The sequence below is a fragment of the Mesorhizobium sp. B2-4-14 genome (assembly GCF_006442155.1).
Classification (GTDB): domain Bacteria; phylum Pseudomonadota; class Alphaproteobacteria; order Rhizobiales; family Rhizobiaceae; genus Mesorhizobium.
In genome coordinates this window covers 97,620-123,462 of the sequence record NZ_VFVA01000003.1, presented here as the reverse complement: position 1 = coordinate 123,462, position 25,843 = coordinate 97,620, and the positions used below count along the sequence as shown (strand labels likewise).

Below are 25,843 nucleotides of genomic sequence, written 5' to 3'. Positions count from 1 at the left end.
GAGCCGGGCGATTGCGGTTTTCACGCGCGCCAAATCATCTAGGATCGCCCTTCTGGATGATCTGGCACGTATCGCGAAGAGGATGGTGCATGACGGTTGGCCGAACGTTTCTCAAGGCGCTGCTGTCGGCGGCCCTGATGGCGGCGGGGTTGCAGACGACCCGGGCCGACGAGTGGCGGACCACCTCGTCGCTGATCGGCCAATCCAAATACGGCGACAACTTCCAGCACTATGACTACGTCAACCCCACCGCGCCCAAGGGTGGCACGTTGAATTCGGTGCTGCTCGGCACCTATGACAGCTTCAACCCCTATATCGTCCAGGGATCGCCAGCGGCCGGCCTGGTGGGATTCGGTGGCGGCCTGCTCTACGACACGCTGATGGAGCAGGCGACCGATGAAGGCAGCACCAGCCATCCGCTGATCGCAGACGCCTATAAATATCCGGCCGACTATTCCTCGGCGACCTACAGGCTCGACCCGCGCGCGAAATGGCATGACGGCCAGCCGATCACCGTCGACGACGTGATCTGGTCGTTCCAGGTGCTGAAGGCGAACAGCCCGCAATACAGTCGTTATTTCGAGAACGTCACCGATGCGGTCGCGGTCTCCGACTACGAGGTCGAGTTCCATTTCAACCAGAAGGGTAACCGCGAGCTGCCGAAGATCATCGGCGATCTCGCGGTACTGCCGAAGCACTGGTGGGAAGGCACGGATGCCAACGGCAAGAAGCGCGACGTCACCAAGCCGACTCTGGAAATCCCGCTCGGCTCGGCGGCCTACAAGATCGCCAGCTTCAAGCCGGGCTCGGAAATCGTCTGGCAGCGCGTGCCGGACTATTGGGGCGCCAAACTGCCGGTGAAGATCGGCCGCGAGAATTTCGACACGCGCCGATACACCTACATCCTCGACGACAATGCCGCCTGGCTTGCCTTCACCAAGGGCGGCCTGGAAGATATCAACCGGGAATACAGCTCCCGCAAATGGGCGACGGCCTACAATTTCCCAGCCATCCAGGCCGGCGACGTCATCAAGAAGGATTTTCCAACCCAGTCGCCACAACCGATGCAGGGCTTTGTCCTCAACCAGCGGCGGCCTTTGTTCCAGGACCGGCTGGTCCGGGAGGCACTGACTATCCCGTTCGATTTCGAGAGCATGAATCGCACCTTGTTCTTCGGCTTCAATACCCGCACATCAAGCTATTTCCAGGGGACCGAACTGGCATCCAGCGGCTTGCCGCAGGGCAAGGAACTGGAAATCCTGGAAAAATATCGCGACAAGTTGCCGCCGGAACTCTTCACGCAGGAATTCAAGTTGCCCGTCTACGACTCCCCGCAAGCGGAGCGAAAGTATCTGAAGCAGGCGGTCGATCTCTTCGCCAAGGCCGGCTGGGTCATCAAGGGCGGCAAGATGGTCAACACCAAGACAGGCGCGCCGTTCAAGTTCGAGATCCTCGGCTGGAATGAAACCGACCAGGTGATCGCCAGTCCCTACATCGCCAATCTGCGCAAGATCGGTGTCGATGCCTCGCTGCGCATCATCGATCAGACGCAATACATCAACCGCGTCAACAACTTCGATTTCGATGTCGTCACGGGCCTGTTCGGCCAGTCGGACTCACCCGGCAACGAGCAGCGCGATTTCTGGAGCTCGAAGGCCGCCGACGCACCTGGTTCGCGCAATCTGATGGGCATCAAGGATCCTACCGTCGACGCGCTGATCGACCGCATCATCTTCGCCACCGACCGCGATGATCTCGTCGCCGCCACCCATGCGCTCGACCGTGTCCTGCTGTGGAACTTCTACGTGGTGCCGCAATACCATCGGTCCGCGGTTTGGCTGGCCTATTGGGACAAGTTCAAGTTCCCCGACAAGCAGCCCGCCTATGTCGGTGCCGATATCGATTCGTGGTGGATCGACCTCGACAAGGAGAAGGCGCTGGCGGCCAAATACAAGGGCGGCAATTGATGGCGGCTCTTCCCCGTCGCGACTTTCTCGCGCTTGGCGCGGCTGCCGCTGCCGCGGCTCTGTTGCCCGCAAAAGCCTTCGCCGACATCGCGACAGGCATCAAACTGCATGGGCTCTCCGCCTTCGGCGATCTAAAATACAAACCGGATTTCACCCATTTCGACTATGTCAATGTCGAAGCACCGGCTGGTGGGATCTTCAACTTCGCGCCGCCGAACTGGGGCTACAACCAGGATACGCAGACCTTCAACACGCTGAACTCCTTCGTCGACAAGGGTGATGCGCCGCCGCGCATGGAGATGTGCTTCGACGGGCTGATGGTGCGCGCGCTCGACGAACCCGACGCCGTCTATGGCCAGATCGCCGACGGCGTGACGCTGTCCGACGACCGCAACGCCTTCACCTTCTCGCTTCGCCCCGAAGCGCGTTTCCATGACGGCACGCCGCTGACGGCGCAGGACGCAGCCTTCACCTTCAAGCTCTACAAGGACAAGGGCCACCCCGACCTGTCATTGTCGCTGACCCATATGGTCGATGCCGTCGCCGTCGACGACCGCACGCTGCGGCTTACCTTTTCCGGCAAGCAATCGGCCCGCACCGTGCTCAATGTCGTGGAATTCCCGATCCTGTCGAAGGCCTTCTACACGGCCAATCCGTTCGACTCCTCGCAGTTGTACCCGCCGCTCGGCTCTGGCGCCTACAAGGTCGGGCGCTTCTCCGCCGGCGCCTGGATCGAATATGACCGGGTGGCGGACTATTGGGGCCGCGACCTCCCGGTCAATCGCGGGCAGAACAATTTCGACCGCATCCGCATCGAGTTCTACCAGAACCGCACGGCCGGTTTCGAAGCCTTCAAGAAAGGCGAAATCACCTATCGCGAGGAATTCACCTCGCGCGTCTGGGCGACCGCCTACGACTTTCCAGCCCTGACCGCCGGCAAGGTCGTCAAGCACGAATTCCCCGCCGAAAAGCGGCCGACGATGCAGGGAACGGCGGTCAACCAGCGGCGCGAACAGTTTCGCGATCCGCGCGTGCGCCAGGCGATCGCGCTCTGCTTCGATTTCGAATGGACGCGGCGCAATTTCTTCTACGGCTCCTACGAGCGTTCGCAATCCTGCTTCGAGAAATCCGACTTCCGTGCCGAAGGCCTGCCATCGCCGCAGGAGTTGGCCCTGCTGGAGCCGTTGCGCAGCCAGCTTCCAGCCGAAGTCTTCGGCGAGGCGGTGACGCAGCCCGCGTCCGACGGCTCCGGCCGCGACCGCAAGCTGCTTGGCCAGGCGGCAAAGCTTCTCAACGCGGCGGGCTGGAAGCGGACGGGCGATTTCGTCGTCAACGACAAGGGCGGCAGGCTTTCGGCGGAATTCATGGTCGACGACGATACCTTCGTGCAGGTCTATTCGCCCTGGGTCGCCAACATGAAGGCGATCGGCATCGATGCCACGATCCGGCTGGTGGATTCGGCGCAATACCAGGCGAGACAGGCGACATTCGATTTCGATCTTCTGTCGGCCGCTTTCTCGTTCAGCGCCACGCCGACGCGCGACGATCTCGAAGTCTTCTTCCACTCCAGAACCGCCAACCTTTCCGGTTCGCGCAACCTGCCAGGCGTTTCAAACCCCGCTATAGACACGCTGATCGACGCGATTGGGGCAGCCAAGGACCGTGAAAGCCTGACGGTCGCGATGCGGGCGCTCGACCGGGTCTTGCGCGCGCGGTGCGATTGGATTCCTAGTTGGTTCCTGGCGAATCACCGAAGCGCCTATTGGGACATGTTCGGCTTTCCCGAGCAGAAGCCCGATTTCGGTTTTCCGGTGGAGGCGCTGTGGTGGGTCGATAAAGGCAAGGCGGCAAAAATTGGCAAAGGCTGAGATATCAGTCCAAAGAGGGCAGGAAGCCTGATGGGCGCCTATATCCTGCGCCGCATCCTTTTGATGATCCCGACCCTGTTCGGCATCATGGCGATCTCCTTCGCCGTCATCCAGTTCGCGCCGGGCGGCCCGGTCGAACAGGTCATCGCCAAGCTGACCAACCAGGGCGGCAGCGACCGCCTCGGCGGCGGTGGCGGCGATGCGGGCGGTTCCAATTTCGACGCCGCAGGCGACGTCGGCTCGAAATATCGCGGCGCCCAGGGGCTCGATCCAGAATTCATCAAGAAGCTCGAGAAGCAGTTCGGCTTCGACAAGCCGCCGCTCGAGCGCTTCGGCATGATGCTCTGGAACTATGCCCGTTTCGACTTCGGCAACAGCTATTTCCGCGATATTTCGGTGCTCAACCTGATCCTTGAGAAAATGCCCGTTTCGATTTCGATCGGACTTTGGATAACGCTGCTGTCCTACCTGATCTCAATCCCGCTCGGCATTCGCAAGGCGGTCAAGGACGGCAGCCCGTTCGACGTCTGGACCAGCGGCGTCGTCATTGTCGGCTATGCCATTCCAGGCTTCCTGTTCGGCATCCTGTTGATGGTGCTATTTGCCGGCGGATCCTTCTGGGACTGGTTCCCGCTGCGCGGCATCGTCTCGGACAATTGGGATCAATTGTCATGGCCGGGCAAGATCGTCGACTATTTCTGGCACATGACCCTGCCGCTGACGGCGCTGGTGCTGTCGGCCTTCGCCACGACGACGCTGCTCACCAAGAACTCGTTCCTGGAGGAAATCCGCAAGCAGTATGTGGTGACCGCGCGCGCCAAGGGCCTGTCGGAAAGGCAGGTGCTTTACGGCCACGTGTTCCGCAATGCCATGCTGATCGTCATCGCCGGTTTTCCCGGCGCCTTCATCTCGGCCTTCTTCACCGGGTCGCTGCTGATCGAGAACATCTTTTCGCTCGACGGCCTTGGTCTGCTCGGCTTCAGGTCGGTGGTCGAGCGTGACTATCCGGTGGTGTTCGCCAACCTCTACATCTTCTCGCTTCTTGGACTGTTCATCGGATTGCTGTCCGACCTCATCTACACCTGGGTCGATCCGCGCATCGATTTCGAGCGGAGAGACGTCTGATGTCGGAGGCAAGCGTTACTGCCGGCGCGGTGCCGGTGCGGATCCCACGGCCGTTTCTGTCGCCGCTCAACAAGCGCCGCTTGCAGAATTTCAAGGCCAACCGGCGCGGCTTCTGGTCGTTGTGGATTTTCCTGATCCTGTTCGTGCTGTCGCTGTTTGCTGAATTCATCGCCAACGACAAACCGATCATCGCCTCCTACAAGGGCGAAATCCTGTTTCCGGTGCTGGTGGCCTATCCGGAAGAAAAGTTCGGCGGCTTCTACGCCGTCACCGACTATCGCGATCCGGTGATCCAGGACGAGATCAACGCCAATGGCTGGATGGTCTGGCCGCCGATCCGCTACTCCTACCAGACCGTCAACAACGCCATTCCCGAAGCCGCGCCCGCCAGACCTTCGTGGCAATATGACGCCAAGACGCGCTGCAACCAGTATCCGAAAGGGGCTGATGATCCTGCCTGCATCGTCGGCAACTGGAACTGGCTGGGCACCGACGACCAGGCGCGCGACGTGTTGGCGCGCGTCATTTACGGTTTCCGCATTTCGGTGCTGTTCGGCCTGATCCTGACCGCAGGGTCGGCCTTGATCGGCGTCGGAGCCGGTGCCGTGCAGGGCTATTTCGGCGGCTGGACGGATCTGCTGTTCCAACGCTTCATCGAAATCTGGTCGGCCATACCCGTGCTCTATCTGCTGCTCATAATCGCCGCCATTCTGCCGCCGGGCTTCTTCATCCTGCTCGGCCTGATGCTGCTGTTCTCCTGGGTGGCGCTGGTCGGCGTGGTGCGGGCCGAGTTCCTGCGCGCCCGCAACTTCGAATATGTGAACGCGGCGCGGGCCCTCGGCGTGCCCAACCGCACCATCATGTTCCGGCATCTGCTGCCCAATGCCATGGTGGCGACATTGACTTTCCTGCCCTTCCTGCTCTCGGGCTCGATCTCGACGCTGACCTCGCTCGACTATCTCGGCTTCGGTCTGCCGCCCGGCTCGGCCTCGCTCGGCGAACTACTGAAACAGGCACAGCGCAACCTCAACGCGCCGTGGCTCGGCATTTCCGGTTTCGTCGTCATCTCGCTGATGCTGTCGCTGCTGGTCTTCGCCGGCGAGGCGACGCGCGACGCCTTCGATCCGCGCAAGACGTTCAAATGAGGGGCAAACTGGCATTCGGAATGTTATATTCTCGGTGTGGCAATTCGCATAAAAGTGGCCGTATGCGTCAATTGGCGAAACGATTGGTGGCTGTGACCAGCGCATCACAAATGGCAGCCACGCCGCACACCCATGAGAGGACCTCGCTATGAGTAAGGTCATCCTTGAGCATTATCCGGCATCGAAACTCCCCGATGAATTGCGATCGGGTATAGCCTTGGGTGCCTCGGTCACGGTTACTATAGAAGAGGAAGCCAAAAGGCCTCTCGGCCGCGAACAATTGCTTGAACTTATGCAAAATGCTCAGGCCAGCGCGCCGGGAACGAGCCTCGAAGAGGCTGTCGCACGCGTTCGTGCCCTCCGTGATGAGTGGGAGGATTGATGGCCGCCTTCCGGCTTTATATCGATACGAACATTTTCATCTACGCTTTTGAAAACAATGATGCACTCGCAAAAAAGCTGCTTCAGCTCATTTCACTGAACGAGGGTAGACAGAAGCCTTTCCTCGCGACAAGCGAGATCGTGCTGGCGGAGTTGATTGTTGACCCTCTGAAAAAAGGCAACGAGTCGCTTGTCGAGCTCTATGACAATATTTCGATTGGCAACGCCTTTGTCTCAGTTGGAAAGGTAACTCGCGAGGTTCTGTGGCACGCGGCACAGCTTCGTTCGAAATTCGTCTCTCTTAGGCTGCCGGATGCGATCCATCTTGCCACGGCCATGCACTTCGGCTGCACGCAATTCCTGACTGCAGACACCAGGTTGAAAGATGCCTATTCTCTCGCGCCGGATCGACTCGTTCCGCCTCAAATGACAGCGGAAATTTCGATCATGCGACCGGAGATTCCCGCCCTGGACAAAGCGATCGCGGAAATCGAGGGATGAGTGCTCCCCTGCTCAGCGTACAGGACCTCAGCGTCGCCTTCAGCCAGGGCGGCGGCCAGTCCGTCGCCGTCGACCATATCTCCTTCGATATCGCCAAGGGCGAGACGGTGGCGCTGGTCGGCGAATCCGGCTCCGGCAAGTCGGTCTCGGCGCTGTCGGTGCTGAAGCTGCTGCCCTATCCTAGCGCTAGCCATCCCTCGGGCAAGATCCTGTTCCAGGGCGCCGACCTGCTGGCGATGACCGAGAGGCAGTTGCGCCAGGTGCGCGGCAACAAGATCACCATGATCTTCCAGGAACCGATGACCTCGCTCAATCCGCTGCATACGATCGAGCAGCAGATCGTCGAGATCCTGAAACTGCACCAGGGCATGGCCGACCGCCCGGCCAAGGCGCGCACGCTTGCGCTGCTCAACGAGGTCGGCATCCGCGATCCGCAGAAGCGGCTCGACGCCTATCCGCACCAATTGTCCGGCGGCCAGCGCCAGCGCGTCATGATCGCCATGGCGCTGGCCAACGAACCGGAACTCCTGATCGCCGACGAGCCGACGACGGCGCTCGACGTCACCGTCCAGGCGCAGATCCTCGAACTGCTGGCCGGCCTCAAGAGCCGCAAGGGCATGTCGATGCTGTTCATCACCCATGATCTCGGCATCGTGCGCAAGATCGCCGACCGGGTCTGCGTGATGACCAAGGGCAAGATCGTCGAGACGGGGCCGACCAAGGACATCTTCGCCAATCCCCAGCACCCCTATACGCGTCACCTCCTGGCTGCCGAGCCAAAGGGCAAGCCGCCGACCGCCAATGCCGGCGCCAAGGCGGTGATGACGGGCAAGGACATCAAGGTCTGGTTTCCGATCAAACAGGGCTTCTTTCGCCGCACCGTCGATCATGTGAAGGCGGTCGACGGCATCGATGTCACCGTGCGCGCCGGCCAGACGCTGGGCGTGGTCGGCGAGTCCGGGTCGGGCAAGACGACGCTCGGCCTGGCGCTGGCGCGCATGATCTCCTCGACCGGAACCATCCAGTTCAACGGGCGCGACATCAACCAGCTCACCTTCAACGCTATGAGGCCGCTCAGGCGTGAACTGCAGATCGTCTTCCAGGACCCGTTCGGCTCGCTCAGCCCGCGCATGTCGATCGCCGAGATCATCGAGGAAGGCCTGAAGATCCACGAGCCGAAGCTCTCGGCCGACCAGCGCGACGACAAGGTGGCCGCCGTGCTGAAGGAGGTCGGCCTCGATCCGGCGACCCGCAACCGCTATCCGCACGAGTTTTCCGGCGGCCAGCGCCAGCGTGTCGCGATCGCCCGTGCCATGGTGCTCAACCCGCGTTTCGTCATGCTGGATGAGCCGACATCGGCGCTCGACATGAGCGTGCAGGCACAGGTCGTCGACCTCTTGCGCAGCCTGCAGGCCAAGCACGACCTCGCCTATCTCTTCATAAGCCATGACCTTAAGGTCATCCGGGCGCTGGCCAACGACGTCATCGTCATGCGCAACGGCCAGATCGTCGAAGCCGGTCCTTCCGAACAGATTTTTGGAAAGCCGCAAACGGACTATACTCGGGCGCTCATCTCGGCCGCTTTCAAGATAGAGACGGCGCCAACCGGCATCGTCAGCGAGTGATTGGCACAAAAGGGACTAGACGAACCACGATGGAAAAAGGCCGCATCCTGCTTGCCGTCACCGGCTTTCATCCGCAGCGCTGGCGCGACCTGTTGTCGGCCGAGCGCGAGGTGGTGCTGGAGCCGGATGGCGCCAAGGATCCATCGATCACCTATGCGGTTGTGTGGAAGCAGAAGCCGAATATCCTGGCGTCGCTGCCCAATCTGCGCGCCATTTTCTCGATCGGCGCCGGCGTCGACCATATCTTCGCCGATCCCGGCCTGCCCGATGTGCCGATCGTCAGGGTCGTCGCCGACAACCTCACCCAATACATGACCGAATATGTCGTCTGGCGGGTGCTCGACCATCATCGTCAGGGCCTGCTCTACCGATCGCAGCAGCCGAAGAAGATCTGGCACGAGGCGCAGCAACGGCCGGCCGAGGACATTTCCGTCGGCATTATGGGGCTGGGCAATCTCGGCCGCGCCGCGGCCTCGGTGCTTCTGTCGCTCGGCTTCGCGGTCAATGGCTGGTCGCGCACCGACCGGCCCATGCAAGGGGTCGCGACCTATTGCGGCGAGGCCGGATTGGTCCCGTTCCTCAAGGCGACCGATATACTGGTCGTGCTTCTGCCGCTGACGCCGGACACGCAGGGTATCATCGACTACAGCCTGCTGAAGGAACTGAGGAAACGCAACGGCCTCGGCGGCTCGGTGCTGATCAACGCCGGACGCGGCCGCTTGCAGAAGGACACCGACATCGTGCGGGCGCTGGACGACGGCACGCTGAAGGAGGCGAGCCTCGACGTCTTCGAGGTCGAGCCGCTGCCGAAGACCAGCCCACTGTGGAAGCATCCGAAAGTGTTCGTCACGCCGCACGCCGCGGCGACCTCCGATCCGGTCCACCTGGCGCCGATCATGCTGCGCCAGATGGACGCCTTCGAGCGCGGCGAAAAGCTGGAGAATCTGGTGGACCGAAAGGCGGGATATTAGCTGGACTTTGCCCTCGCCTGGCCAGGTTAGCCTGGCAGCGCGAGCTTCTTCTGCTTGTCCGGCTTGCCGCAGTCGCGGCGATCGATGGACCGGTTCATGGCGTCGATCTCGCCTGACGCCTTGTCGCTGTCGCGCTGGGCCTTGGAGCGTATATCGGGCGTGAACGGGCCGAAGCCCATGGCGGGATTGGAGAAGGTCGGCTTCGCGGTCGTCGGAAGGTTGTGTTGCTGCGCCAACCCATTGCGCTGCGCCAGCAGTTGATCGCATGGCACGCTGTCATACTGCAGCGAGGACTGGATGTTGGCGTCCTGGCGCGCCGACATCGAATTGCCCACGCAGCCGGCCGTCGCCAGGCAAGATGCCAAGACCATCATGTTCCAGCGCATCTGATATGCTCCTCCAGATATCCCGCCCTGATGCGACCAGATCGCAAATATCAGTCGCGCACGCAAATCCAACTTTTTCGCAGCGGCGTCGCCGCATGACGACCATCCGCACGTCATGCGGTGTGACCTTTTCGGGCCACGACAGCCAGCCCGTTGACGGGCTGGCGGCGATCCTGCCGGATGGTTGTCGGTTTTAGCGTCAGGATCGAAAACCCATTGGCCTCGAGTATGCGCCTGACATAGCTATCCGAGTGTGCATAGCGCCGGGAGGGTTGCAGAGCGAAATCGCCGCCATCCACCAGGCTCTCGACCGAGAAGACAAACAGGCCACCGTCGGCGAGCAGGCCGGCGACTGTCCCCACCATGCCCTCCAGCGCGCCGATGTAGATCAGAACATCGGCTGACGTCACCAGATCGGCCTTCTCGCCTGGATAGGAAAATCGCTGCAGATCCGCTTTGGTCAGCGCGTCATAAATGCCTTTTGCCCGCGCTTTCCTCAACATGCTGGCGGAGATGTCAACTCCTTCCAGCCGGTCGACGATCGGCCTCAGCCTCTCGCCCATCAGTCCGGTGCCGCAGCCCAAGTCGAGCGCCAGGCGGAAGCGCCCCGGCTCTGCCTGCCGGATGATGGCGTCGAGCACGTCGGGCAGCCGGTAGTCGAGTTTGCCGACCAGCATCTCCTCGAATGTCTCGGCATAATGATCGAAAAGCGTTTCGACAAAGGCACTGGGCGGCGCGGTGGCAGCCGGCCTTCTGCCGATCAACTGCAATTTGAGGGCCGCGCCCTGGCGATCGGCGGGATCCAGTTTCAGCGATGTCATCCAGGCCTGCGCCGCGAGGTCAGCCCTCCCGGCGGCTTCCTGCATCTCGCCAAGGCGAAACCAGCCCATGGCCCATTGCGGCGCCAGTTCCAGCGCACCAAGCAGCAGTTCGGCCGCCGCGGCCTGATCGCCCGAGGCAAAGAGCATCTCGGCATAGTCGGCACGACGATCGGCGTTCAAATCGCCCGACGAGGTCTGGAGTGGCTTCATAGTGATAGCGGGTTCCGCCGGCCGAGGCAGCCGGGCCGCCACCTCTGTAAAGCAAAGCATGCCTGGGAGTCAGCAGTCTCCGGCAGCGGGCTTCCCGAAGCGGAATTATATCCTATCTTGGGACGATGCGCGCCAGCGACCTGCTTTGCCCCCGGCCAGAGGGCCTGTACTGCCCGCCGGGCGATTTCTTCATCGATCCGGTGCGGCCGGTGAACCGCGCGCTGATCACGCACGGCCATTCCGACCATGCGCGCTCGGGCCACCGCTCGGTGCTGGCCACGCAGCAGACGCTCGACATAATGGGCCTGCGCTATGGCGAGGATTTTGCGGGAACCCGCCAGGCAGCGCGGCTCGGCGAGACGGTCGTCCTTGGCGGCGTGAGCGTCAGTTTCCATCCGGCCGGCCATGTGCTGGGCTCGGCGCAGATCTCCGTGGAACATCAAGGCATGCGCATCGTCGCTTCCGGCGACTACAAGCGTCAGAAGGATGCGACCTGCGCGCCGTTCGAGCCGATCCGCTGCGACGTGTTCATCACCGAGGCGACCTTCGGCCTGCCGGTGTTTCGCCATCCACCTGACACCGAAGAGATCGCCCGCCTTTTGAAATCGGCGGCGCAGTTTCCCGAACGCTCGCATCTGGTCGGCGCCTATGCGCTGGGCAAGGCGCAGCGCGTGATGCGGCTGCTGCGCGATGCCGGCTACGACAGGCCGCTCTACATCCATGGCGCGCTGGCCAGGCTCAGCGACTACTACCGGAGCCAGGGCATCGACCTGGGAACGCTGGAACCGGCGACGGTGGAAAGCAGCAAGGAGGATTTCGCCGGCGCCATCGTGGTCGGCCCGCCAGCGGCCTTCGCCGACCGCTGGGCGCGGCGCTTCCCCGATCCGATCTCGTGCTTCGCGTCGGGCTGGATGCGCATCCGCCAGCGCGCCAAGCAAGGCGGCGTCGAACTGCCGCTGATCATATCGGACCATGCCGACTGGGACGAGCTGACCGCGACCATCAAGGAGACCGGCGCCGACGAGGTCTGGGTCACGCATGGCCGCGAGGAAGCGCTGGTGCGCTGGTGCGAACTCGAAGGCATCGCCGCCCGGCCGCTGCATCTGGTGGGCTATGAGGACGAGGGCGATTGACGGCATGAACCGCTTCGCCGAACTCCTCGACCGCCTGGTGCTGACCCCGTCGCGCAACGGCAAGCTCACTTTGCTCACCGACTATTTCCGCAGCGTCGAGGATCCCGATCGCGGCCTGGCGCTGGCCGCCATCACCGGCGATCTCAACATCGCCGCGGTTAAACCGGCGATGCTGCGCATGCTGGTCACAGAACGCATGGACCCTGTGCTGTTCGGCTATTCCTACGACTATGTCGGAGATCTCGCCGAGACAGTGTCGCTGGTCTGGCCGCAGGCCCCTGGCAAAATCCCGAACCGCGAGCCGACGCTCGGCGAGGTCGTGGCCAGGCTGCAGGCGGCGAGCCGATCCGACGGACCCAAGGTCCTGGCCGGGCTGCTCGACAGCGCCGGCATCTCGGCGCGCTTCGCCATCATCAAGCTGGTCACGGGGGGATTACGCATCGGCGTTTCGGCGCGGCTCGCCAAACAGGCGCTGGCGGATTTCGGCGAGGTCGATGTCGCCGAGATCGAGGAGTTGTGGCACGGCCTGTCGCCGCCCTACACCGCGCTGTTCGCCTGGCTGGAAGGCAAGGCCGACAAGCCGCGGAACACGGCAATGGCGCTGTTCCGCCCGGTCATGCTGTCGAACCCGGTCGGCGACGGCGATCTCGAAAAGCTCGACCCCGCAGACTATGCGGCCGAATGGAAATGGGACGGCATCCGTGTGCAGGCGGTAGCGGAAGGCGGCAGCCGCCGGCTTTATTCGCGTACGGGCGACGATGTCTCCGGCGCTTTTCCCGACCTTGCCGACGCCATGAATTTTTCCGCAGCGCTCGATGGCGAATTGCTGGTCGGCGATCCCCGAGAGGCGACAGGAACCTTCTCGGATCTGCAGCAGCGGCTGAACCGCAAGACGGTGACGCCGAAGATGCAGCAGCAATATCCGGCCTTCATGCGCTGCTACGACGTGCTGCAGATCGGCGCCGAGGATTTGCGCGCACTGCCCTTCCGCGAGCGGCGCGGACGCCTTGAGGCTTTCGTAAAGACGCTCGATCCGGCCCGATTCGATCTGTCGCCCTTCGTTGAGTTCACGGATTGGCAGGTGCTGGAGGATCTGCGCCGGGCGCCGCCGCATCCGATCATCGAGGGCGTGATGCTGAAGCGCTGGGATTCGCCCTATGTCGCCGGGAGGCCCAAAGGCCCGTGGTTCAAATGGAAGCGCGATCCGCACACGGTCGACGCCGTGCTGATGTATGCCCAGCGCGGCCACGGCAAGCGGTCGAGCTTCTACTCGGACTATACGTTCGGCGTCTGGTCGGGAGCCGAGGGCGAGGAGGAACTGGTGCCGGTTGGCAAGGCCTATTTCGGCTTCACCGACGAGGAACTCAGGCAGATCGACAAATATGTCCGCGACAACACGGTCGAGCGTTTTGGGCCGGTGCGGTCGGTGCGGGCCGACCGCGACAATGGGCTGGTGCTAGAGGTGGCGTTCGAGGGACTCAACCGCTCGACCCGGCACAAATCGGGCGTCGCCATGCGCTTTCCCCGCATTTCACGGCTGCGATGGGACAAGCCGACCAACGAGGCCGACCGCATCGAGACGCTGCAGGCGCTGCTCGACCGCTAAGCAATTCCAGCGTGCAGCCGCTTCCCACCCGGAATTACCCAAAGCAACGAGTTAGAGCGGGTCAACGATTCCATCAAACGCTGAACCGCTCTAACTGCTCGCAACTACGGTTCGATCGACACGCGGATCTCGTAGATGTTGACCGCCTTGCCTTGTTTGTCGAAATCGGAATTGACGGCGATGGTTCCGGCCGAGCCCGGATGCTTGTTGGGGAACTGCACGTCGAACAGATATTCGTTGCGCTGCTGGCCGACCGCGTAGCGCTTGCGGCCGCAGTCGCCGAGCTCGCCGAAATTGCAGTCGACGGAGATCTGCGTGTCCTTACCGTCCTCGGCACGGGCGATGATGTCGAACACGGCATGCTTGCCGGCGAGCCTCTCCAGCACGCCCTGCCCGACGTCGAAGGCGATCGCCGAGCCAGAGGCGCCGGACTGGATGCGCAGGAATGAGCCGGTGTCGTCCTTCATAACCTCTGCCTTGGCGTCCGAGGGGGCGGCGACATGTGTCGGGTCGTTCGGTGAGAACACATCGATCCAGTCACGCGACTGGTCCGGCGCGCCCGGCTTTGCCGGCGCGTTGGCGCCGTCGGCCGGCGTGAAATCGTCGCCCTCGACGGTCGGCGGCGCCTCCGGCGGCGCTGTATTGAGCTGCGCCGCCGTCTTGAACACGCCGGTCTGCATGGCGAAAAACAGGCCGATGCCGATTGCCGCAAGCAGGGTCACCGTGAAGAAGATCGCGGTCAGCGGCAGGCGTCGTCCGCGAATGCGCCTTTCATCGCGGTCCGGCGCCACTTCGGTCGCGGCTCCCGGCGCGGCGGAGGCTGCGATGTCGATAGCATCCGGCATGATGTCGGGAACGACCGGCAGCACGCGCGAGCGCGCCGCGTCGGATGCCGGGTGCACAGGCTCGTCCACTGTGAAGGCGAGCGATGGGGCTTTCTGTCCCGTCTCGACCGCCGGCGCTACGCCGGCCGTAGGCCCGGCCACCGGTGCGTCGATCTGCGGGGCGACGTCCGGCACCGCCGGCAGGAATTCGGATTCGATTTCGGTGATCTTCGCCTGGATCGCCTTGCGGCGCTTGATGGCGGCTTCCACGGTCACGCCGGGATTGGCCTGGAGCGCGCGGTCGAGCGCGGCAAAGGCCGACCGATAGACCCTCTCGCGGAACGCGCGGTCCTCGGCATTACCCTTTTCCAAGGCGTTCCGGATCGCTTTTTCGATCGCGTCCAAGCGAGATCCCTCTGCAATTTGTCCAACCCTGCGTGATGGTTAGCCGCAGGCGACCAATCAATCAACGGGCGGACGGCCGCATTCTGCCTCGACAGCGTGTCCAAAGTCCATCTTGGCGATGTTCCGGCAAACAAAATCGGACCCTGTCGGCGATTTTCACGCGCAAGGACGGGCAAACCGTGCCGCAAGACCGATCCAAGGCCGGCTTTCGATCCTGGCGGAAGCCCGTGCAGAATTGCCAAGTCGCATCTTGAATTCGCAGCCGGTTGAGGCTATCACCCAGCCCATCTTGGAGGCCTTGGCCTCCCGGGCCGCTTTAGCTCAGTTGGTAGAGCACATCATTCGTAATGATGGGGTCAGGTGTTCGAGTCACCTAAGCGGCACCAAAACTCACCTTGGCTGATCGCCTCGCCGGATTTGTACCGCAACGGAAAAGACTCCAGCCTGCGCCTTCTGCCCAAGAGACCGAGTTTTCCAACCTCATCGACGACGACACTCGCACACCGGACCGCGCGGACCTGTCCGCTGAGGAGCGCATAGCCATCGAGCCGCGAAGAGCCGCGAATACATGCCCGGCTCCTTTGCGGCGGCAATGGCTCGATTAGCGACCACTCAAAATTCCGTCGGCTCAAACCGGCGACGCATCAAAAGGCTGCCCGCCGGAGCCATGAATCACCATTTGCTCATCTGGCAAGCGGTTTTATGAGTTTACGGCCCAGACCACGCCTTGTAGATTGAACACATGGCGCTCCGACGTATGGACAACATAGGCATCGTCGTCGATGACCTCGAAGAGACGATTGCTTTCTTTCTCGAGCTCGGCCTTGAGCTCGAAGGGCGGGCCACGATCGAAGGAGAATGGTCCGGACGTGTCACTGGGCTGAGCGATCAGCACGTCGAGGTTGCCATGATGCGCACGCCGGACGGCCACGGCCGGCTTGAGCTCTCCCGCTTCCTCACGCCGCCTGCCGTCGCGGATCATCGCAACGCCCCGGTCAACGCTCTCGGCTACCTCCGCGTCATGTTCGCCGTGGATGACATCGACGACACGCTTGAAAGGCTCCGCAATCGCGGCGCGCAGCTCGTAGGCGAAGTCGTCCAGTACAAAGACGTCTATCGGCTCTGCTACATTCGTGGGCCCGAAGGGCTTCTCATCGGACTCGCCCAAGAACTCAACTGAGCGCGATACGACGATAATGACGAAGGGCCTGCGAGCGGGGCCGGCTACCCCCTGAGGATCAGGATCGAGCGCGAAGGATCGCGACGCCCCGCCACGCATATCCGCCATTGTCGAGACTCATGTTTGATGTGAAACTCCCGGCGTCAGCATGGAGGCCCAAAATGTCCAACACTTTCAAGACCGGAGACGTCGTCAGGCTGAAGTCGGGAGGTCCGAAGATGACGGTCAGCGACGGCGCGGCTTCCGGCATGTATATGTGCCATTGGTTCAACCGTGAGGGCGATGTCTGGACCCCGCAACATGCGGGCTTCAAAGCGGACCAGCTGGTGGCCGCCGACCAATCCACATAATCCCAGCCCGACCGCCAACAATAGTGGCCTGCCGGGCGTGGATTCAGATCGCCAGGCGCCGTGTTACGGCGACCGCTCCAAGGACCAGCACCGACCGCCACCGCCGACAAATCGGAACAGGCGGCACAGGCGACCGACGGATTTCTCCCGCCGCGGCGTTTAACGGTTGAAGCGTGACCGTGGCACGGGCCGTGGCCAACGCCCCAACCGGAGACGCCAGAGCATGATACGCCGTTCGATCCTTGCCGCTGCCTTGAGCCTGTCAACCGTGGCAGCTTTTGCCCAGACGGCGACGCAGCCCCCTGCTCCTGCTCCTGCTCCTGCTCCCGCTCCTGCCCCTGCCCCTGTCCCTGCCACACCGCCGGCTGCCGCGTCCAAGGCCAAGTCCGGCCTTACGCTGGCCAAGTTCCAGAAGCGGCGGGAGAAGGCGATCATGGCCGCCGACACGGATGGTGACGGCAAGATCAGCCTGCTGGAGTGGGAGGCCATCCAGGCCAAGCGAAACACCAAGGGCGACCCCGCCAAATCCTTCTCGCGCATCGATTCGAACCATGACGGCTTCATCGATCGCGCCGAGCTCGACGCGTTCTTCGCCAAGCGCTTCGCCAGACTGGACAAGAATGGCGACGGCGTCCTCAAGGCCGACGAGATGCCAGGCCACAAATCCGCTCCCAAGCCGGAGCAATGACCAAGAGGCCATGACGCGTGATGAACATCGGGAGTACGCCGGCAGATGAGCGCCGATCCGGACGAGGAGTTGGTCCGTCGGGTCGGGGCCGGCGATCCCGCGGCGGTGCGGACGCTTGTCGCGCGCAAGCTGCCGCGCATCCTGTCGCTGGCCGCCCGCATGCTGGGCGACACGGCGGAGGCCGAGGATGTCGCCCAGGAAACCTTCGTGCGGATCTGGCGTCATGCCTCGAACTGGCGGCGCGGCGGTGCACGCTTCGACACCTGGATCCACCGGGTGACGCTCAACCTTTGCTACGACCGGCTGCGCCGGCGCCGCGAATGGGTGACCAACGATTTGCCGGAGGTGGCGGATCCGGCTCCGCTTCCCGATTCCCGGGAAGAGACGCATCGGGTCGAGCGCGCCTTGCAGGCGATCGCGCCACGCCAGCGCGAAGCGATTATCCTGGTCTACTATCAGGAGATGTCCAATATCGAAGCGGCCGCGACCCTGGAGATCAGCATCGATGCCCTGGAGAGCCTGCTTTCGCGCGGCCGGCGGGCCCTGCAGGCGATTCTGGCCAAGGATAGCGTCCATGACTGACAAGGGCGCGACCATGGATGCGGAACATTCATCGCGCTTTGCGGGCGTCCGGTGGGGGCCGGTCGCTGTCGTTTCCAACCCGCGTGGGCACATGGCGCCAAGGGGCAAGGGGAAAGCAAATGACTGAAGACATCGAAGACGGCCCGGCAATGGATGCCAAGCGTTTCGCGGCGCTCGCCGAAGCCTATGGCGGCGATTTGCGTCGCTGGCCGGACGCGGAGCGCGAGGCCGCAACAGGCTTCGCCTCAAGCGAGGCGGGCCAAGCCATTTCGCGACATGCCGGCACCCTCGACACCCTGCTCGACAGCTACAGCGTCCAGCCCCCCGGCAAGGCGCTGCACGGCAGCATCCTGCGCGTCGCCGACCGGTACCTCGTCCAGCGCCGGCGTCAGCGGTTCTGGTGGCTGGGGTTGGGACTTGCCGGCGTCGGCCTGGCCGGTGCGGTGGCCGGATTGGCCCTGGTGACCGTCGTCACGCCCGAAGCCCAGCCCGACCACTACGTGCTCGATGCCAATGCGACGGCCTTCGGCGATGCGGGGGCTGATGCCGACAATGGCGAGGAAAATCTATGAGTACGCGTTGGGTCCGCCGCCTTGTCATCGTCTCGGTTGTGCTGAACGTCTTTCTTGCAGGCGCATTTATCAGCGGCGCGGTGTGGCTGAGAAATGTCAGGGCGGGCGCGGGCTATTCCTTGGAAACGGCCGGCGGAAGGCTTCCGGAGCAGGACCGCAAGGCATTCCGCAAGGCGCTGCGCCAGGTCCGCATGGAATCCCGCCAGGTCATTCTGGACGGTCAGCAGGCCAGGCAGGAGGCGGCCGACCTGTTGCAGCAGCCCGTCGTGAATACGGCGGCTTTGTCCGCCGCCCTGGAACGGGCGCGCAACGCCGACTTGACGGTACGTACGCGACTTGAACAGGCCATCGTCGATTTTGCGGCGAATACATCGCCGCAAAATCGAAGCCTCTTGGCGGCAGCGCTGCTGCACCACGTGCAACGCCGGGCGGCCATCGCGCCAAAAAAATCGCCATGAAGACCGACGGAAAAAGCCTCCGGCGCCGTTTAACGAATTGAAGGGTCAAGCCTGTCCGACCGCTTGTTGCGGGCCGGACATCTTCAACTCGAAGCACTCGGAGTTCAATGATGAACCGTCTGATAAAATATGCCGCCGCCGCCGGCCTTGCCGTTAGCGGGACATTCGCTACCGCCGCCACCTCCAACGCCATGCCGATCGTATCCGTCACCCAACCGGGGACGCCCGCACTGGTGGAGCGTGTCCGCTGGGGCTGCGGGATCGGCTGGCACCCGAACCGCTGGGGCCGTTGCGTTCCGAACCGTGTCGTGGTGCGGCCGCACTATGTGCATGGCCCATTCTACGTCTGGCACCCGCATCGCCACTGGCATCGCTGGCACCGCTGGTAGGCGGTTCTGGGCCAGGCGCAAATGCCTGGCCCCCTCCACCGGTGACGCCGGATGGGTTTGACCGGAGCCCGCATGGCCACATGCGCTCCGAAAAATGGAGGGTTCAGCTTGGCTGTTCCGGGCCCAGAAACCACGCAAGACGAGATCCTGGTTGCGTTCAATCGTTTTGGACTGGGCGCGCGACCGGGAGGCCGTGACAAACTTGCCGGCGATCCCCGCGCCGCCTTGAGGGCTGAACTCAAGGCGCCCGACATTGCCCTGATATCGCTCGACGATCCTGCCCATGCGGGACTGAAGGGAAGCACCTCAGCCATCCAGGCCAGCATGGCGGCAACGATGCAGCGCAAGCTCGAGCGCAATCTCATGGCAGAGCGGACGGCCAAAGCCGATGCATCGCAGATGACCGATGCATCGCAGATGCCACCAGCACAGCCCTCCGCAAAGCCGGCGGTGCCGAGGGTCGAGGCTGAACTGTTCCGGGCCGAGGCCAAGGCGCGACTCGACAAAGCTCTGCAAGCCGAGGTCGGCTTCGTCGAACGTCTTGTCTATTTCTGGTCTAACCATTTCTGTGTCTCGGCGGCAAAGGGGCCGATCGTGCGGGCCAGCGCCGGCGCCTTCGAGCGGGAAGCGATCCGTCCCTTCGTGCTCGGCCGTTTCGCCGATATGCTGATGGCGGTCGAGCGGCATCCGGCGATGCTGTTCTATCTCGACAACCAGCAGTCGATCGGCCCGGACTCCCGCGCCGGCAGGAAGCGCCAGCGCGGTCTCAACGAGAACCTCGCCCGCGAAATCCTGGAACTGCACACGCTGGGTGTCGGCAGCGGTTACACGCAAGCCGATGTCACCAGCTTCGCCCGCATCCTGACCGGCTGGATGATGGCCGGACGGGAAGGACGGCTTGGCGAGCCCGGCAGTTCGGTCTTCAACGCCAACGCACATGAGCCTGGCGACGCGGTGCTGTTGGGCAAGACCTATCCGGCCGCCGGCATGGGCCAGGCCGAGGCCGCGCTCAGCGACATCGCCCGCCATCCGGCGACGGCGCAGCACATCGCCACCAACCTCGCCCGACACTTCATATCGGACGAGCCGCCACCGGCGGCGGTCGCGCGTCTCGCCAAGGTGTTCACCAGGAGCGACGGCAATCTCAGGGCATTGGCGGCGACGCTCATCGACATGCCCGAGGCGTGGTCGATGCCCTTGACCAAGATGCGTTCGCCCTTCGACTACGTCGCCGCTATCCGCAGAGCAGCCGGCCGCGGTCCGGCGAACGCTCCCGGCCAGTCGCTCAGATGGCTGAGCGCGCTGGGCGAGCCGCTCTGGCAGCCGCCGGGACCGAACGGCTTCTCCGACCAGACAGACAGCTGGGCGTCGGCCGAAGGCATGAAGATCCGCCTCGACATCGCCTGGCAGGCGGCCGGCCAGGTCAACGACATCGGCAATCCCAACGACATGCTCGACGCCATCATCGGGCCCTCCGCCTCGCCGGAGACGCGGCAAGCGGTCGCCCGCGCCGAATCCAGGCAACAGGGCCTGGCGCTGCTGCTGATGGCGCCCGAATTCCAGCGACGATAGCGCCAGCGCGGACAACTCCCATGGAGACAAAGTCATGAGCCTGCTGTGTGAAACACCTCATCCTTCCCGCCGCGCCGTGCTGATGACCGGCGGCGCGCTGTTCGCCTGGGCCTATCTGCCCCGCTTCGCCCGTGCCGCCGACAACCGCGACCCGCGCCTGATCGTCATCGTGCTGTGCGGCGCGCTCGACGGCCTGTCGGCCGTCGGCCCGGTCGGCGATCCAGACTATGCCGGCCTGCACGGCGACATCGCGCTGTCGCTCACCGGCCCGCACGCGGCGCTGCCGCTCGATGGTTTCTTCGCGGTCAATCCGGCGATGCCGGTGTTCGCGCGGCTGTTCAGGGATAAGCAGGCTGCGGTGGTGCATGCGGCCGCGACAGGCTACCGCGAACGCTCGCATTTCGACGGGCAGGATGTGCTGGAAAGCGGCTATGCCGGTCCAGGCCATGTCGCCACCGGATGGCTCAACCGGGCGCTCGAGAGCCTGCCGGCCGGCGACCGCGTCGCGACGCTCGGCGGGTTGGCCGTCGGGCCTTCGACACCGCTGGTGATCCGCGGTGCGGCTCCGGTGCTCGGTTGGGCGCCGCAATCCTTGCCGGCTCCGGCCCGTGACCTAGCGGCACGGGTGCTCGACCTCTATCATCATCGCGATCCCGCGCTGGCGGTGGCCTTGCAAAAAGGTCTTGATGCCGACCGCATGGCGCTCGACGACCAGATGGGTGCCAAGGCGATAAACCCGAAGGGCGGCCTCGACAGCGCCGCCGGCATGCGGCAGGCCGCACAAGGTGCCGCCAAGCTGATCGCGGCCGATGACGGACCGCGGGTCGCCGCCCTGGCCTTCGACGGCTGGGACACGCATGTCAATGAGGGCGGCGCGACCGGCCGGCTTGCCACCTTGCTCGGTGGCCTCGACGGCGCGTTCGAGGAATTCGAGAAGGGGCTTGGCGAGCGCTGGAAGGACACTGCGATCGTCGCCATCACCGAGTTCGGGCGCACGGCGCAGATTAACGGCACGGTCGGCACCGATCACGGCACCGGCACGGTGGTGCTGCTCGCGGGCGGCGCGATCAAGGGCGGTCGCGTCATCGCCGACTGGCCGGGATTGAAGCCGGCTCAGCTCTATGAGCAACGCGATCTTGCACCGACTAGCGATGTCAGAGGGGTCCTGAAGGGCCTGCTCGCCGACCAATTCGGTCTTTCCGCCGCCGTGCTTTCTGACAAGGTGTTTCCGGAGTCGTCGGCAGTGAAGCCAATGCGGGATCTCGTTACGTGATCGCTGCATAAAATCCCGCTCCGCTCCCGGAGCGGTTCGCAGCATGGCCGATCACATTTTCGTCAACGATCGGCGTCGAGCGACGCCGCGATCCCGCGCGGCGTAGTCTCGCGTCACTGGCGGTCAGGCGGCCTCGACGTCGACGATAGGTGTATCTTCTCCACGCACCATTTTGGTCACGCCGGCGAAGTCGAGCTTGCCGGAGCCGAGTACCGGCACTTTCTGGACCACGCGCACCTCGGCGGGCACCATCAGGTCCATGGCGCCATTCGCCTTGGCGAAGTTCAGGAACTCGGCGCGCGTGGCATCTGGCACCTCGGTGATGAGAATGAGCTTCTCGCCCTTGCGCACATCCGGCACGGAAGCGACGGCCGATAGCGAGCCTTTCCACAACTCGCCCGCCAGCGCCTCGACGGCGGCGAGCGAGATCATCTCGCCGCCGATCTTGGCGAAACGCTTGGCGCGGCCGCGAATGGTGATGAAGCCCCCCTCGTCGATGGAGACGACGTCGCCGGTGTCATGCCAGCCGTCCGGCAGCGGTTCCAGCACGCCCGGCTTCTCGGCGCGCAGATAGCCCGCCATGACGTTTGGTCCACGTACATAGAGCCGCCCGCCATCGTCGACTCCAGGCACCGGATCAAGACGATACTCCATACCAGGCATGATTTTGCCGACGGTGCCGGAACGGTTGTACATCGGCGTGTTGATGGAGATCACCGGCGCGGTCTCGGTAACGCCATAGCCTTCAAGGATGCGCAAGCCGAACTTTTCCATATAGGTCATGCGCGTCGATGCCTTGACCGGTTCTGCGCCGGCAAAGCAATAGCGTATCGAACGGAAATCGTACGGGTGCGCGGTGCGGGCATAGCCGCTGAGGAACGTATCGGTGCCGAAGATGATCGTTGCGTTCGATGCGTAAATCAGTTCCGGCACGATGCGGTAGTGCAGCGGCGACGGATAGAAAAAGATCGGCACGCCCGAGATCAGCGGCAGCACCGTACCGGCCGTCATGCCGAAGGAATGGAAGATCGGCAGCACGTTGAACACCTTGTCGCCCGAGTGGAAATCGATACGGGATGCGGCCTGCGCGGCATTGGCCAGGATGTTGCGGTGGGTGAGCACCACGCCCTTTGGCGTGCCTTCCGACCCGGAGGTGAACAGGATCACCGCCGGGTCGGTGGCCTTGCGGGCAACGCGCGGCGTGCTCTTGCGCAACAGGCCGAGCAGTTTGTCCTTGAGACCGATGGTGGCGCGCAGGTCATCCAGCCAGACAATGTCGACCGACCGGCCCATCTCCTCGACCACGGCGCCAAGCTTGGCCTGTTCGACGAAGGCACGCGAGGTCAGCACCGTGCGCACCTCGGCCGCCTTGCAGGCCGACAGGATGTTGGCCGCACCGGCGGTGAAGTTGATCATCGCCGCCACCTTGCCCGCCGACATCACGCCAAGCAGCGTGGCGCAAGAGCCGTTGGCGTTGGGCAGCATGATGCCGAGCGTCCGCTGGCCGGCATAGAGCGTCTCGAATTTCTCGCCAAGCACGGCCGCCGCCGTCAGCAGCTTGCCATAGCTCAGGGAGCCGGTGACGGGGTCCTGCACGGCGAGCCGTTTCATGCCGCGTTCGTTCGCCGTCAAAATGATCTTTTCCAGCACCGTCCTGTCGATATCCTGGGTACGGAAGACGAGATCCGACATGACCTGATAAAGTGCCGCACCGGCCGCGGCGCGGCGCTGGCGGCCTTTCAGTTCCGGCGGCACTTCAAGCTTGACCGGCTCCAGTATGGTCACCTTGACCTTCGGGAACAGGCGACGGCGCACGTGCTGCGACGTCAGCCGCGAGAACGGGCTTTTCTCCAGCCCGTCGATGCGGATCGGCACCACCATCGAGCCGGTCTTGTCGGCCACCATGGCAGCGCCGTCATAGACCTTCATCAGGCCGCCGGTGACGGTGATGCGGCCTTCGGGGAAGATGACCAGCGGATCACCGTTCTGCACGATCTTGATCAGCGTGCGCGTCGACATCGGCTTGGCAGGATTGAGCGGCAGCGCGCGGGTCAGTTTCAGGAAAGGCTTCATCCACCAGGCCTGCGCGATGGTGTAGTCGATGGCGAAGACCGGCTCTTCGTCGGTCAGCGTCAGCGCCAGCGGACCGTCAAGGAAACTGACATGGTTGAGCGCCAGGATGGGTGCCTTGCCGGCCGCCTTGAGGTTTTCGATCCCCTCGACCTCCAGGCGATGGAACGCACGGAAGAGAATGGAGACGAAGTCGCGGAACGGATTCGTCGGCAGGTATTTCAGCATCAGCCAGGCAGCGACCGCGTTGGCCGCGACGAGGCCGAACAGAATGCCTCCAACGGAAACACCCGCTGCCTGGATCGCGGCGACGAGTATGCCGCCCACGGTCATGAAGCCGGCATTGACGATGCTGACGGCGGCAACGACGCGGGCGCGGCGCGCCTCGGGCGCCCAGGCTTGCACGGCGGCGAAGGTCGGCACCACGAGAAAGGCTGCTGAGACGGCCATGCCGGCGAGATCGATGGCGACATGGATGGTGTTTGGCCCGGCAAAGAATGCGGCAAGAGTCTCGGCCCTGGGCGAAGGCTGTATGCTCCAGATGACCCGGGCCAGGTCGAGGCCGAACAGTGCAAGCAGCGCCGTGCCGACCGGGGCCGGCAAGAGCACGACACGCCCCTGCGACATCCATGCGGCGATTGCCGACCCGATAGCGATCGAGACGGCGAACACCGCGAGGTAGGCGGTGACGGCGATCTCTCCGCCGCCGAGCGAATTCTTGACCAGCGTCGGCAGGATCGAAAGGATGATGGCCCCAATCAGCCAGAACCAGGAGGTCATCAGGCCGGCGCGCCAGATGCGTGTGTCGGTGCGCAATTCGCTGACCTGACGCCAGGTCGAACGAAAGATGTTCCTGTCGATGACGAGGCTGGGAGCAGCCGAACCCGTTGAAGGAATGTAGCAGCTGACGAACCAGCAGCCGACTGCCAGGATCATCATGATCGGCCCGAAGACCCAGACGCCGATGCCATCGGCAGAGACGACGCCGCCGGCGATGGTGCCGCCGAGGATGGCGGCGAAGGTCGCCGACTCGATCCAGGCATTGGCGCGCGGCAATTCCTTGCGCTCGAGATGATCCGGCAGGATGCCATACTTGATTGGTCCGAACAGCGCCGAGATGATGCCGAACATGAGCAACGCCGTCATCAGCACCGGGATCGACGACAGCGCGATACCAATGACTGCGACTGCAGCGGCGGCAATCTCGGCGAATTTCAGCCGGCGGGCGATCAACGCCTTGTCGAACCGGTCGGCGATCTCGCCGCCCAAGGCCGACAGGAGCAGGAAAGGAGCCATGAACACGGCTCCAGCAAGCGTGACCAGCGAGGCCGCCTGGTCAGCGGCCAAGGTGAAGAGGATCAGAAAAACCAGTGTGTTCTTGAGGAAATTGTCGTTGAACGCGGACAGGAACTGCGTCCAGAACAGAGGCGCAAAGCGCCGCGACAACATGAGATCAGTGTTCATGGCGGTTTCCATTTGGCGGAACCCTACGGCTGTCCGCCGACAGGCCCTGCGGGTTGCAGGTGTGTTTCAATCCCAGCGATATCAGTGAGCTGGTTAAACTTTCTTATTGCGCATGATGCTCATGCGTGGCTTCGGCAGCCGGTGTTTGAAGCGACTGATAAGCGACTTGCCCGCTGCACAAATGCAAAGCTGTTTCCGCATGTCGACCTCCCGTTTATGAACAGTGTTCACAGAGGGCAACATATCACGTTTTGAACATCGTTCAAGCGAAAATGAA

Annotated in this window: 23 protein-coding genes and 1 tRNA gene; 20 read left to right on the top strand and 4 right to left on the bottom strand. The window is 63.4% G+C overall.

Translation table 11 applies throughout. The features are described 5' to 3' along the window. Nucleotides 1–89: 89 nt before the first annotated feature. From FJ938_RS03830 to FJ938_RS03795, 8 genes are all read left to right on the top strand, one after another. Nucleotides 90–1,967, top strand: a complete 1,878-nt coding sequence (locus tag FJ938_RS03830) for an extracellular solute-binding protein (protein ID WP_140691268.1) — start codon at nucleotides 90–92, stop codon at nucleotides 1,965–1,967. Beyond that, nucleotides 1,967–3,835, top strand: a complete 1,869-nt coding sequence (locus FJ938_RS03825) for an extracellular solute-binding protein (protein WP_140691266.1) — start codon at nucleotides 1,967–1,969, stop codon at nucleotides 3,833–3,835. Before FJ938_RS03830 ends, FJ938_RS03825 begins: the two co-directional genes overlap by 1 nt. A gap of 30 nt (nucleotides 3,836–3,865) precedes the next feature. Beyond that, nucleotides 3,866–4,960, top strand: coding sequence for a microcin C ABC transporter permease YejB (locus FJ938_RS03820; protein WP_140691264.1), 1,095 nt, complete (start codon nucleotides 3,866–3,868; stop codon nucleotides 4,958–4,960). Continuing rightward, entirely contained in the window at nucleotides 4,960–6,105 is a 1,146-nt protein-coding gene (locus FJ938_RS03815; RefSeq protein ID WP_140691261.1) for an ABC transporter permease, read from the top strand. Before FJ938_RS03820 ends, FJ938_RS03815 begins: the two co-directional genes overlap by 1 nt. A 148-nt stretch (nucleotides 6,106–6,253) precedes the next feature. Then, entirely contained in the window at nucleotides 6,254–6,487 is a 234-nt protein-coding gene (locus FJ938_RS03810; RefSeq protein WP_140691259.1) for a hypothetical protein, read from the top strand. Further along, nucleotides 6,487–6,987 carry a type II toxin-antitoxin system VapC family toxin gene (locus FJ938_RS03805; RefSeq protein ID WP_140691257.1) on the top strand — a complete coding sequence of 167 codons (501 nt, stop codon included), beginning with the start codon at nucleotides 6,487–6,489 and terminating at the stop codon, nucleotides 6,985–6,987. The genes FJ938_RS03810 and FJ938_RS03805 overlap by 1 nt, the downstream gene beginning before the upstream one ends. Beyond that, complete coding sequence (locus FJ938_RS03800; protein WP_140691255.1) at nucleotides 6,984–8,612, top strand: ABC transporter ATP-binding protein; 1,629 nt, start codon at nucleotides 6,984–6,986, stop codon at nucleotides 8,610–8,612. The genes FJ938_RS03805 and FJ938_RS03800 overlap by 4 nt, the downstream gene beginning before the upstream one ends. A 29-nt stretch (nucleotides 8,613–8,641) precedes the next feature. Next, on the top strand, nucleotides 8,642–9,583 hold the full coding sequence (locus FJ938_RS03795) for a glyoxylate/hydroxypyruvate reductase A (protein ID WP_140691253.1): 942 nt from the start codon (nucleotides 8,642–8,644) through the stop codon (nucleotides 9,581–9,583). Nucleotides 9,584–9,609: 26 nt separating this feature from the next. On the opposite strand, the gene FJ938_RS03790 is transcribed toward FJ938_RS03795, so the two are convergent. Continuing rightward, complete coding sequence (locus FJ938_RS03790) at nucleotides 9,610–9,969, bottom strand: hypothetical protein (RefSeq protein ID WP_140691250.1); 360 nt, start codon at nucleotides 9,967–9,969, stop codon at nucleotides 9,610–9,612. 113 nt (nucleotides 9,970–10,082) lie between these two features. Continuing rightward, complete coding sequence (locus FJ938_RS03785) at nucleotides 10,083–11,000, bottom strand: methyltransferase domain-containing protein (RefSeq protein WP_140691248.1); 918 nt, start codon at nucleotides 10,998–11,000, stop codon at nucleotides 10,083–10,085. A gap of 125 nt (nucleotides 11,001–11,125) precedes the next feature. On the opposite strand from FJ938_RS03785, the gene FJ938_RS03780 reads away from it, so the two are divergent. Both FJ938_RS03780 and FJ938_RS03775 read left to right on the top strand, forming a co-directional pair. After that, nucleotides 11,126–12,133, top strand: coding sequence for a ligase-associated DNA damage response exonuclease (locus FJ938_RS03780; RefSeq protein ID WP_140691245.1), 1,008 nt, complete (start codon nucleotides 11,126–11,128; stop codon nucleotides 12,131–12,133). A gap of 4 nt (nucleotides 12,134–12,137) precedes the next feature. Next, on the top strand, nucleotides 12,138–13,739 hold the full coding sequence (locus FJ938_RS03775) for a cisplatin damage response ATP-dependent DNA ligase (RefSeq protein ID WP_140613251.1): 1,602 nt from the start codon (nucleotides 12,138–12,140) through the stop codon (nucleotides 13,737–13,739). Between the two features lie 104 nt (nucleotides 13,740–13,843). On the opposite strand, the gene FJ938_RS03770 is transcribed toward FJ938_RS03775, so the two are convergent. Beyond that, the gene (locus FJ938_RS03770) at nucleotides 13,844–14,968 is read right to left on the bottom strand and encodes a hypothetical protein (RefSeq protein ID WP_140613250.1); all 1,125 of its coding nucleotides are present in this window, start codon (nucleotides 14,966–14,968) and stop codon (nucleotides 13,844–13,846) included. A gap of 310 nt (nucleotides 14,969–15,278) precedes the next feature. Here FJ938_RS03770 and FJ938_RS03765 point away from each other — a divergent pair. From FJ938_RS03765 to FJ938_RS03720, 10 genes are all read left to right on the top strand, one after another. After that, nucleotides 15,279–15,354: transfer RNA gene (locus tag FJ938_RS03765), tRNA-Thr, on the top strand. Nucleotides 15,355–15,710: 356 nt separating this feature from the next. Next, nucleotides 15,711–16,148: a VOC family protein gene (locus FJ938_RS03760; RefSeq protein WP_140691242.1), complete on the top strand. Its 438-nt coding sequence runs from the start codon at nucleotides 15,711–15,713 to the stop codon at nucleotides 16,146–16,148. Nucleotides 16,149–16,309: 161 nt separating this feature from the next. Further along, the gene (locus FJ938_RS03755; protein WP_140691240.1) at nucleotides 16,310–16,498 is read left to right on the top strand and encodes a DUF2158 domain-containing protein; all 189 of its coding nucleotides are present in this window, start codon (nucleotides 16,310–16,312) and stop codon (nucleotides 16,496–16,498) included. Nucleotides 16,499–16,721: 223 nt separating this feature from the next. Next, a complete protein-coding gene (locus FJ938_RS03750; protein ID WP_140691237.1) occupies nucleotides 16,722–17,186 on the top strand; it encodes an acid-shock protein in 465 nt (154 codons plus the stop codon). A gap of 45 nt (nucleotides 17,187–17,231) precedes the next feature. Beyond that, a complete protein-coding gene (locus FJ938_RS03745; protein WP_140691234.1) occupies nucleotides 17,232–17,768 on the top strand; it encodes an RNA polymerase sigma factor in 537 nt (178 codons plus the stop codon). A gap of 119 nt (nucleotides 17,769–17,887) precedes the next feature. Further along, a complete protein-coding gene (locus FJ938_RS03740; protein ID WP_140691232.1) occupies nucleotides 17,888–18,340 on the top strand; it encodes a hypothetical protein in 453 nt (150 codons plus the stop codon). Next, nucleotides 18,337–18,798, top strand: a complete 462-nt coding sequence (locus FJ938_RS03735) for a periplasmic heavy metal sensor (protein ID WP_140691230.1) — start codon at nucleotides 18,337–18,339, stop codon at nucleotides 18,796–18,798. The genes FJ938_RS03740 and FJ938_RS03735 overlap by 4 nt, the downstream gene beginning before the upstream one ends. A gap of 110 nt (nucleotides 18,799–18,908) precedes the next feature. Continuing rightward, nucleotides 18,909–19,187 (top strand): hypothetical protein, encoded by a 279-nt coding sequence (locus FJ938_RS03730; RefSeq protein WP_140691227.1) that lies wholly within the window; start codon nucleotides 18,909–18,911, stop codon nucleotides 19,185–19,187. Between the two features lie 72 nt (nucleotides 19,188–19,259). Continuing rightward, on the top strand, nucleotides 19,260–20,759 hold the full coding sequence (locus FJ938_RS03725) for a DUF1800 family protein (RefSeq protein ID WP_140691223.1): 1,500 nt from the start codon (nucleotides 19,260–19,262) through the stop codon (nucleotides 20,757–20,759). Between the two features lie 34 nt (nucleotides 20,760–20,793). After that, nucleotides 20,794–22,032: a DUF1501 domain-containing protein gene (locus FJ938_RS03720; protein ID WP_140691220.1), complete on the top strand. Its 1,239-nt coding sequence runs from the start codon at nucleotides 20,794–20,796 to the stop codon at nucleotides 22,030–22,032. Between the two features lie 123 nt (nucleotides 22,033–22,155). On the opposite strand, the gene FJ938_RS03715 is transcribed toward FJ938_RS03720, so the two are convergent. After that, entirely contained in the window at nucleotides 22,156–25,566 is a 3,411-nt protein-coding gene (locus tag FJ938_RS03715; protein ID WP_140691218.1) for an acyl-[ACP]--phospholipid O-acyltransferase, read from the bottom strand. Between the last annotated feature and the right edge of the window lie 277 nt (nucleotides 25,567–25,843).

What these genes read in the sequence shown, in the direction of transcription:
- FJ938_RS03830 (WP_140691268.1), top strand. Translation starts at nt 90, where the DNA reads ATGACGGTTGGCCGAACGTTTCTCAAGGCGCTGCTGTCGGCGGCCCTG.
- FJ938_RS03825 (WP_140691266.1), top strand. Translation starts at nt 1,967, where the DNA reads ATGGCGGCTCTTCCCCGTCGCGACTTTCTCGCGCTTGGCGCGGCTGCC.
- FJ938_RS03820 (WP_140691264.1), top strand. Translation starts at nt 3,866, where the DNA reads ATGGGCGCCTATATCCTGCGCCGCATCCTTTTGATGATCCCGACCCTG.
- FJ938_RS03815 (WP_140691261.1), top strand. Translation starts at nt 4,960, where the DNA reads ATGTCGGAGGCAAGCGTTACTGCCGGCGCGGTGCCGGTGCGGATCCCA.
- FJ938_RS03810 (WP_140691259.1), top strand. Translation starts at nt 6,254, where the DNA reads ATGAGTAAGGTCATCCTTGAGCATTATCCGGCATCGAAACTCCCCGAT.
- FJ938_RS03805 (WP_140691257.1), top strand. Translation starts at nt 6,487, where the DNA reads ATGGCCGCCTTCCGGCTTTATATCGATACGAACATTTTCATCTACGCT.
- FJ938_RS03800 (WP_140691255.1), top strand. Translation starts at nt 6,984, where the DNA reads ATGAGTGCTCCCCTGCTCAGCGTACAGGACCTCAGCGTCGCCTTCAGC.
- FJ938_RS03795 (WP_140691253.1), top strand. Translation starts at nt 8,642, where the DNA reads ATGGAAAAAGGCCGCATCCTGCTTGCCGTCACCGGCTTTCATCCGCAG.
- FJ938_RS03790 (WP_140691250.1), bottom strand. Translation starts at nt 9,969, where the DNA reads ATGCGCTGGAACATGATGGTCTTGGCATCTTGCCTGGCGACGGCCGGC.
- FJ938_RS03785 (WP_140691248.1), bottom strand. Translation starts at nt 11,000, where the DNA reads ATGAAGCCACTCCAGACCTCGTCGGGCGATTTGAACGCCGATCGTCGT.
- FJ938_RS03780 (WP_140691245.1), top strand. Translation starts at nt 11,126, where the DNA reads ATGCGCGCCAGCGACCTGCTTTGCCCCCGGCCAGAGGGCCTGTACTGC.
- FJ938_RS03775 (WP_140613251.1), top strand. Translation starts at nt 12,138, where the DNA reads ATGAACCGCTTCGCCGAACTCCTCGACCGCCTGGTGCTGACCCCGTCG.
- FJ938_RS03760 (WP_140691242.1), top strand. Translation starts at nt 15,711, where the DNA reads ATGGCGCTCCGACGTATGGACAACATAGGCATCGTCGTCGATGACCTC.
- FJ938_RS03755 (WP_140691240.1), top strand. Translation starts at nt 16,310, where the DNA reads ATGTCCAACACTTTCAAGACCGGAGACGTCGTCAGGCTGAAGTCGGGA.
- FJ938_RS03750 (WP_140691237.1), top strand. Translation starts at nt 16,722, where the DNA reads ATGATACGCCGTTCGATCCTTGCCGCTGCCTTGAGCCTGTCAACCGTG.
- FJ938_RS03745 (WP_140691234.1), top strand. Translation starts at nt 17,232, where the DNA reads ATGAGCGCCGATCCGGACGAGGAGTTGGTCCGTCGGGTCGGGGCCGGC.
- FJ938_RS03740 (WP_140691232.1), top strand. Translation starts at nt 17,888, where the DNA reads ATGACTGAAGACATCGAAGACGGCCCGGCAATGGATGCCAAGCGTTTC.
- FJ938_RS03735 (WP_140691230.1), top strand. Translation starts at nt 18,337, where the DNA reads ATGAGTACGCGTTGGGTCCGCCGCCTTGTCATCGTCTCGGTTGTGCTG.
- FJ938_RS03730 (WP_140691227.1), top strand. Translation starts at nt 18,909, where the DNA reads ATGAACCGTCTGATAAAATATGCCGCCGCCGCCGGCCTTGCCGTTAGC.
- FJ938_RS03725 (WP_140691223.1), top strand. Translation starts at nt 19,260, where the DNA reads ATGGCCACATGCGCTCCGAAAAATGGAGGGTTCAGCTTGGCTGTTCCG.
- FJ938_RS03720 (WP_140691220.1), top strand. Translation starts at nt 20,794, where the DNA reads ATGAGCCTGCTGTGTGAAACACCTCATCCTTCCCGCCGCGCCGTGCTG.
- FJ938_RS03715 (WP_140691218.1), bottom strand. Translation starts at nt 25,566, where the DNA reads ATGAACACTGATCTCATGTTGTCGCGGCGCTTTGCGCCTCTGTTCTGG.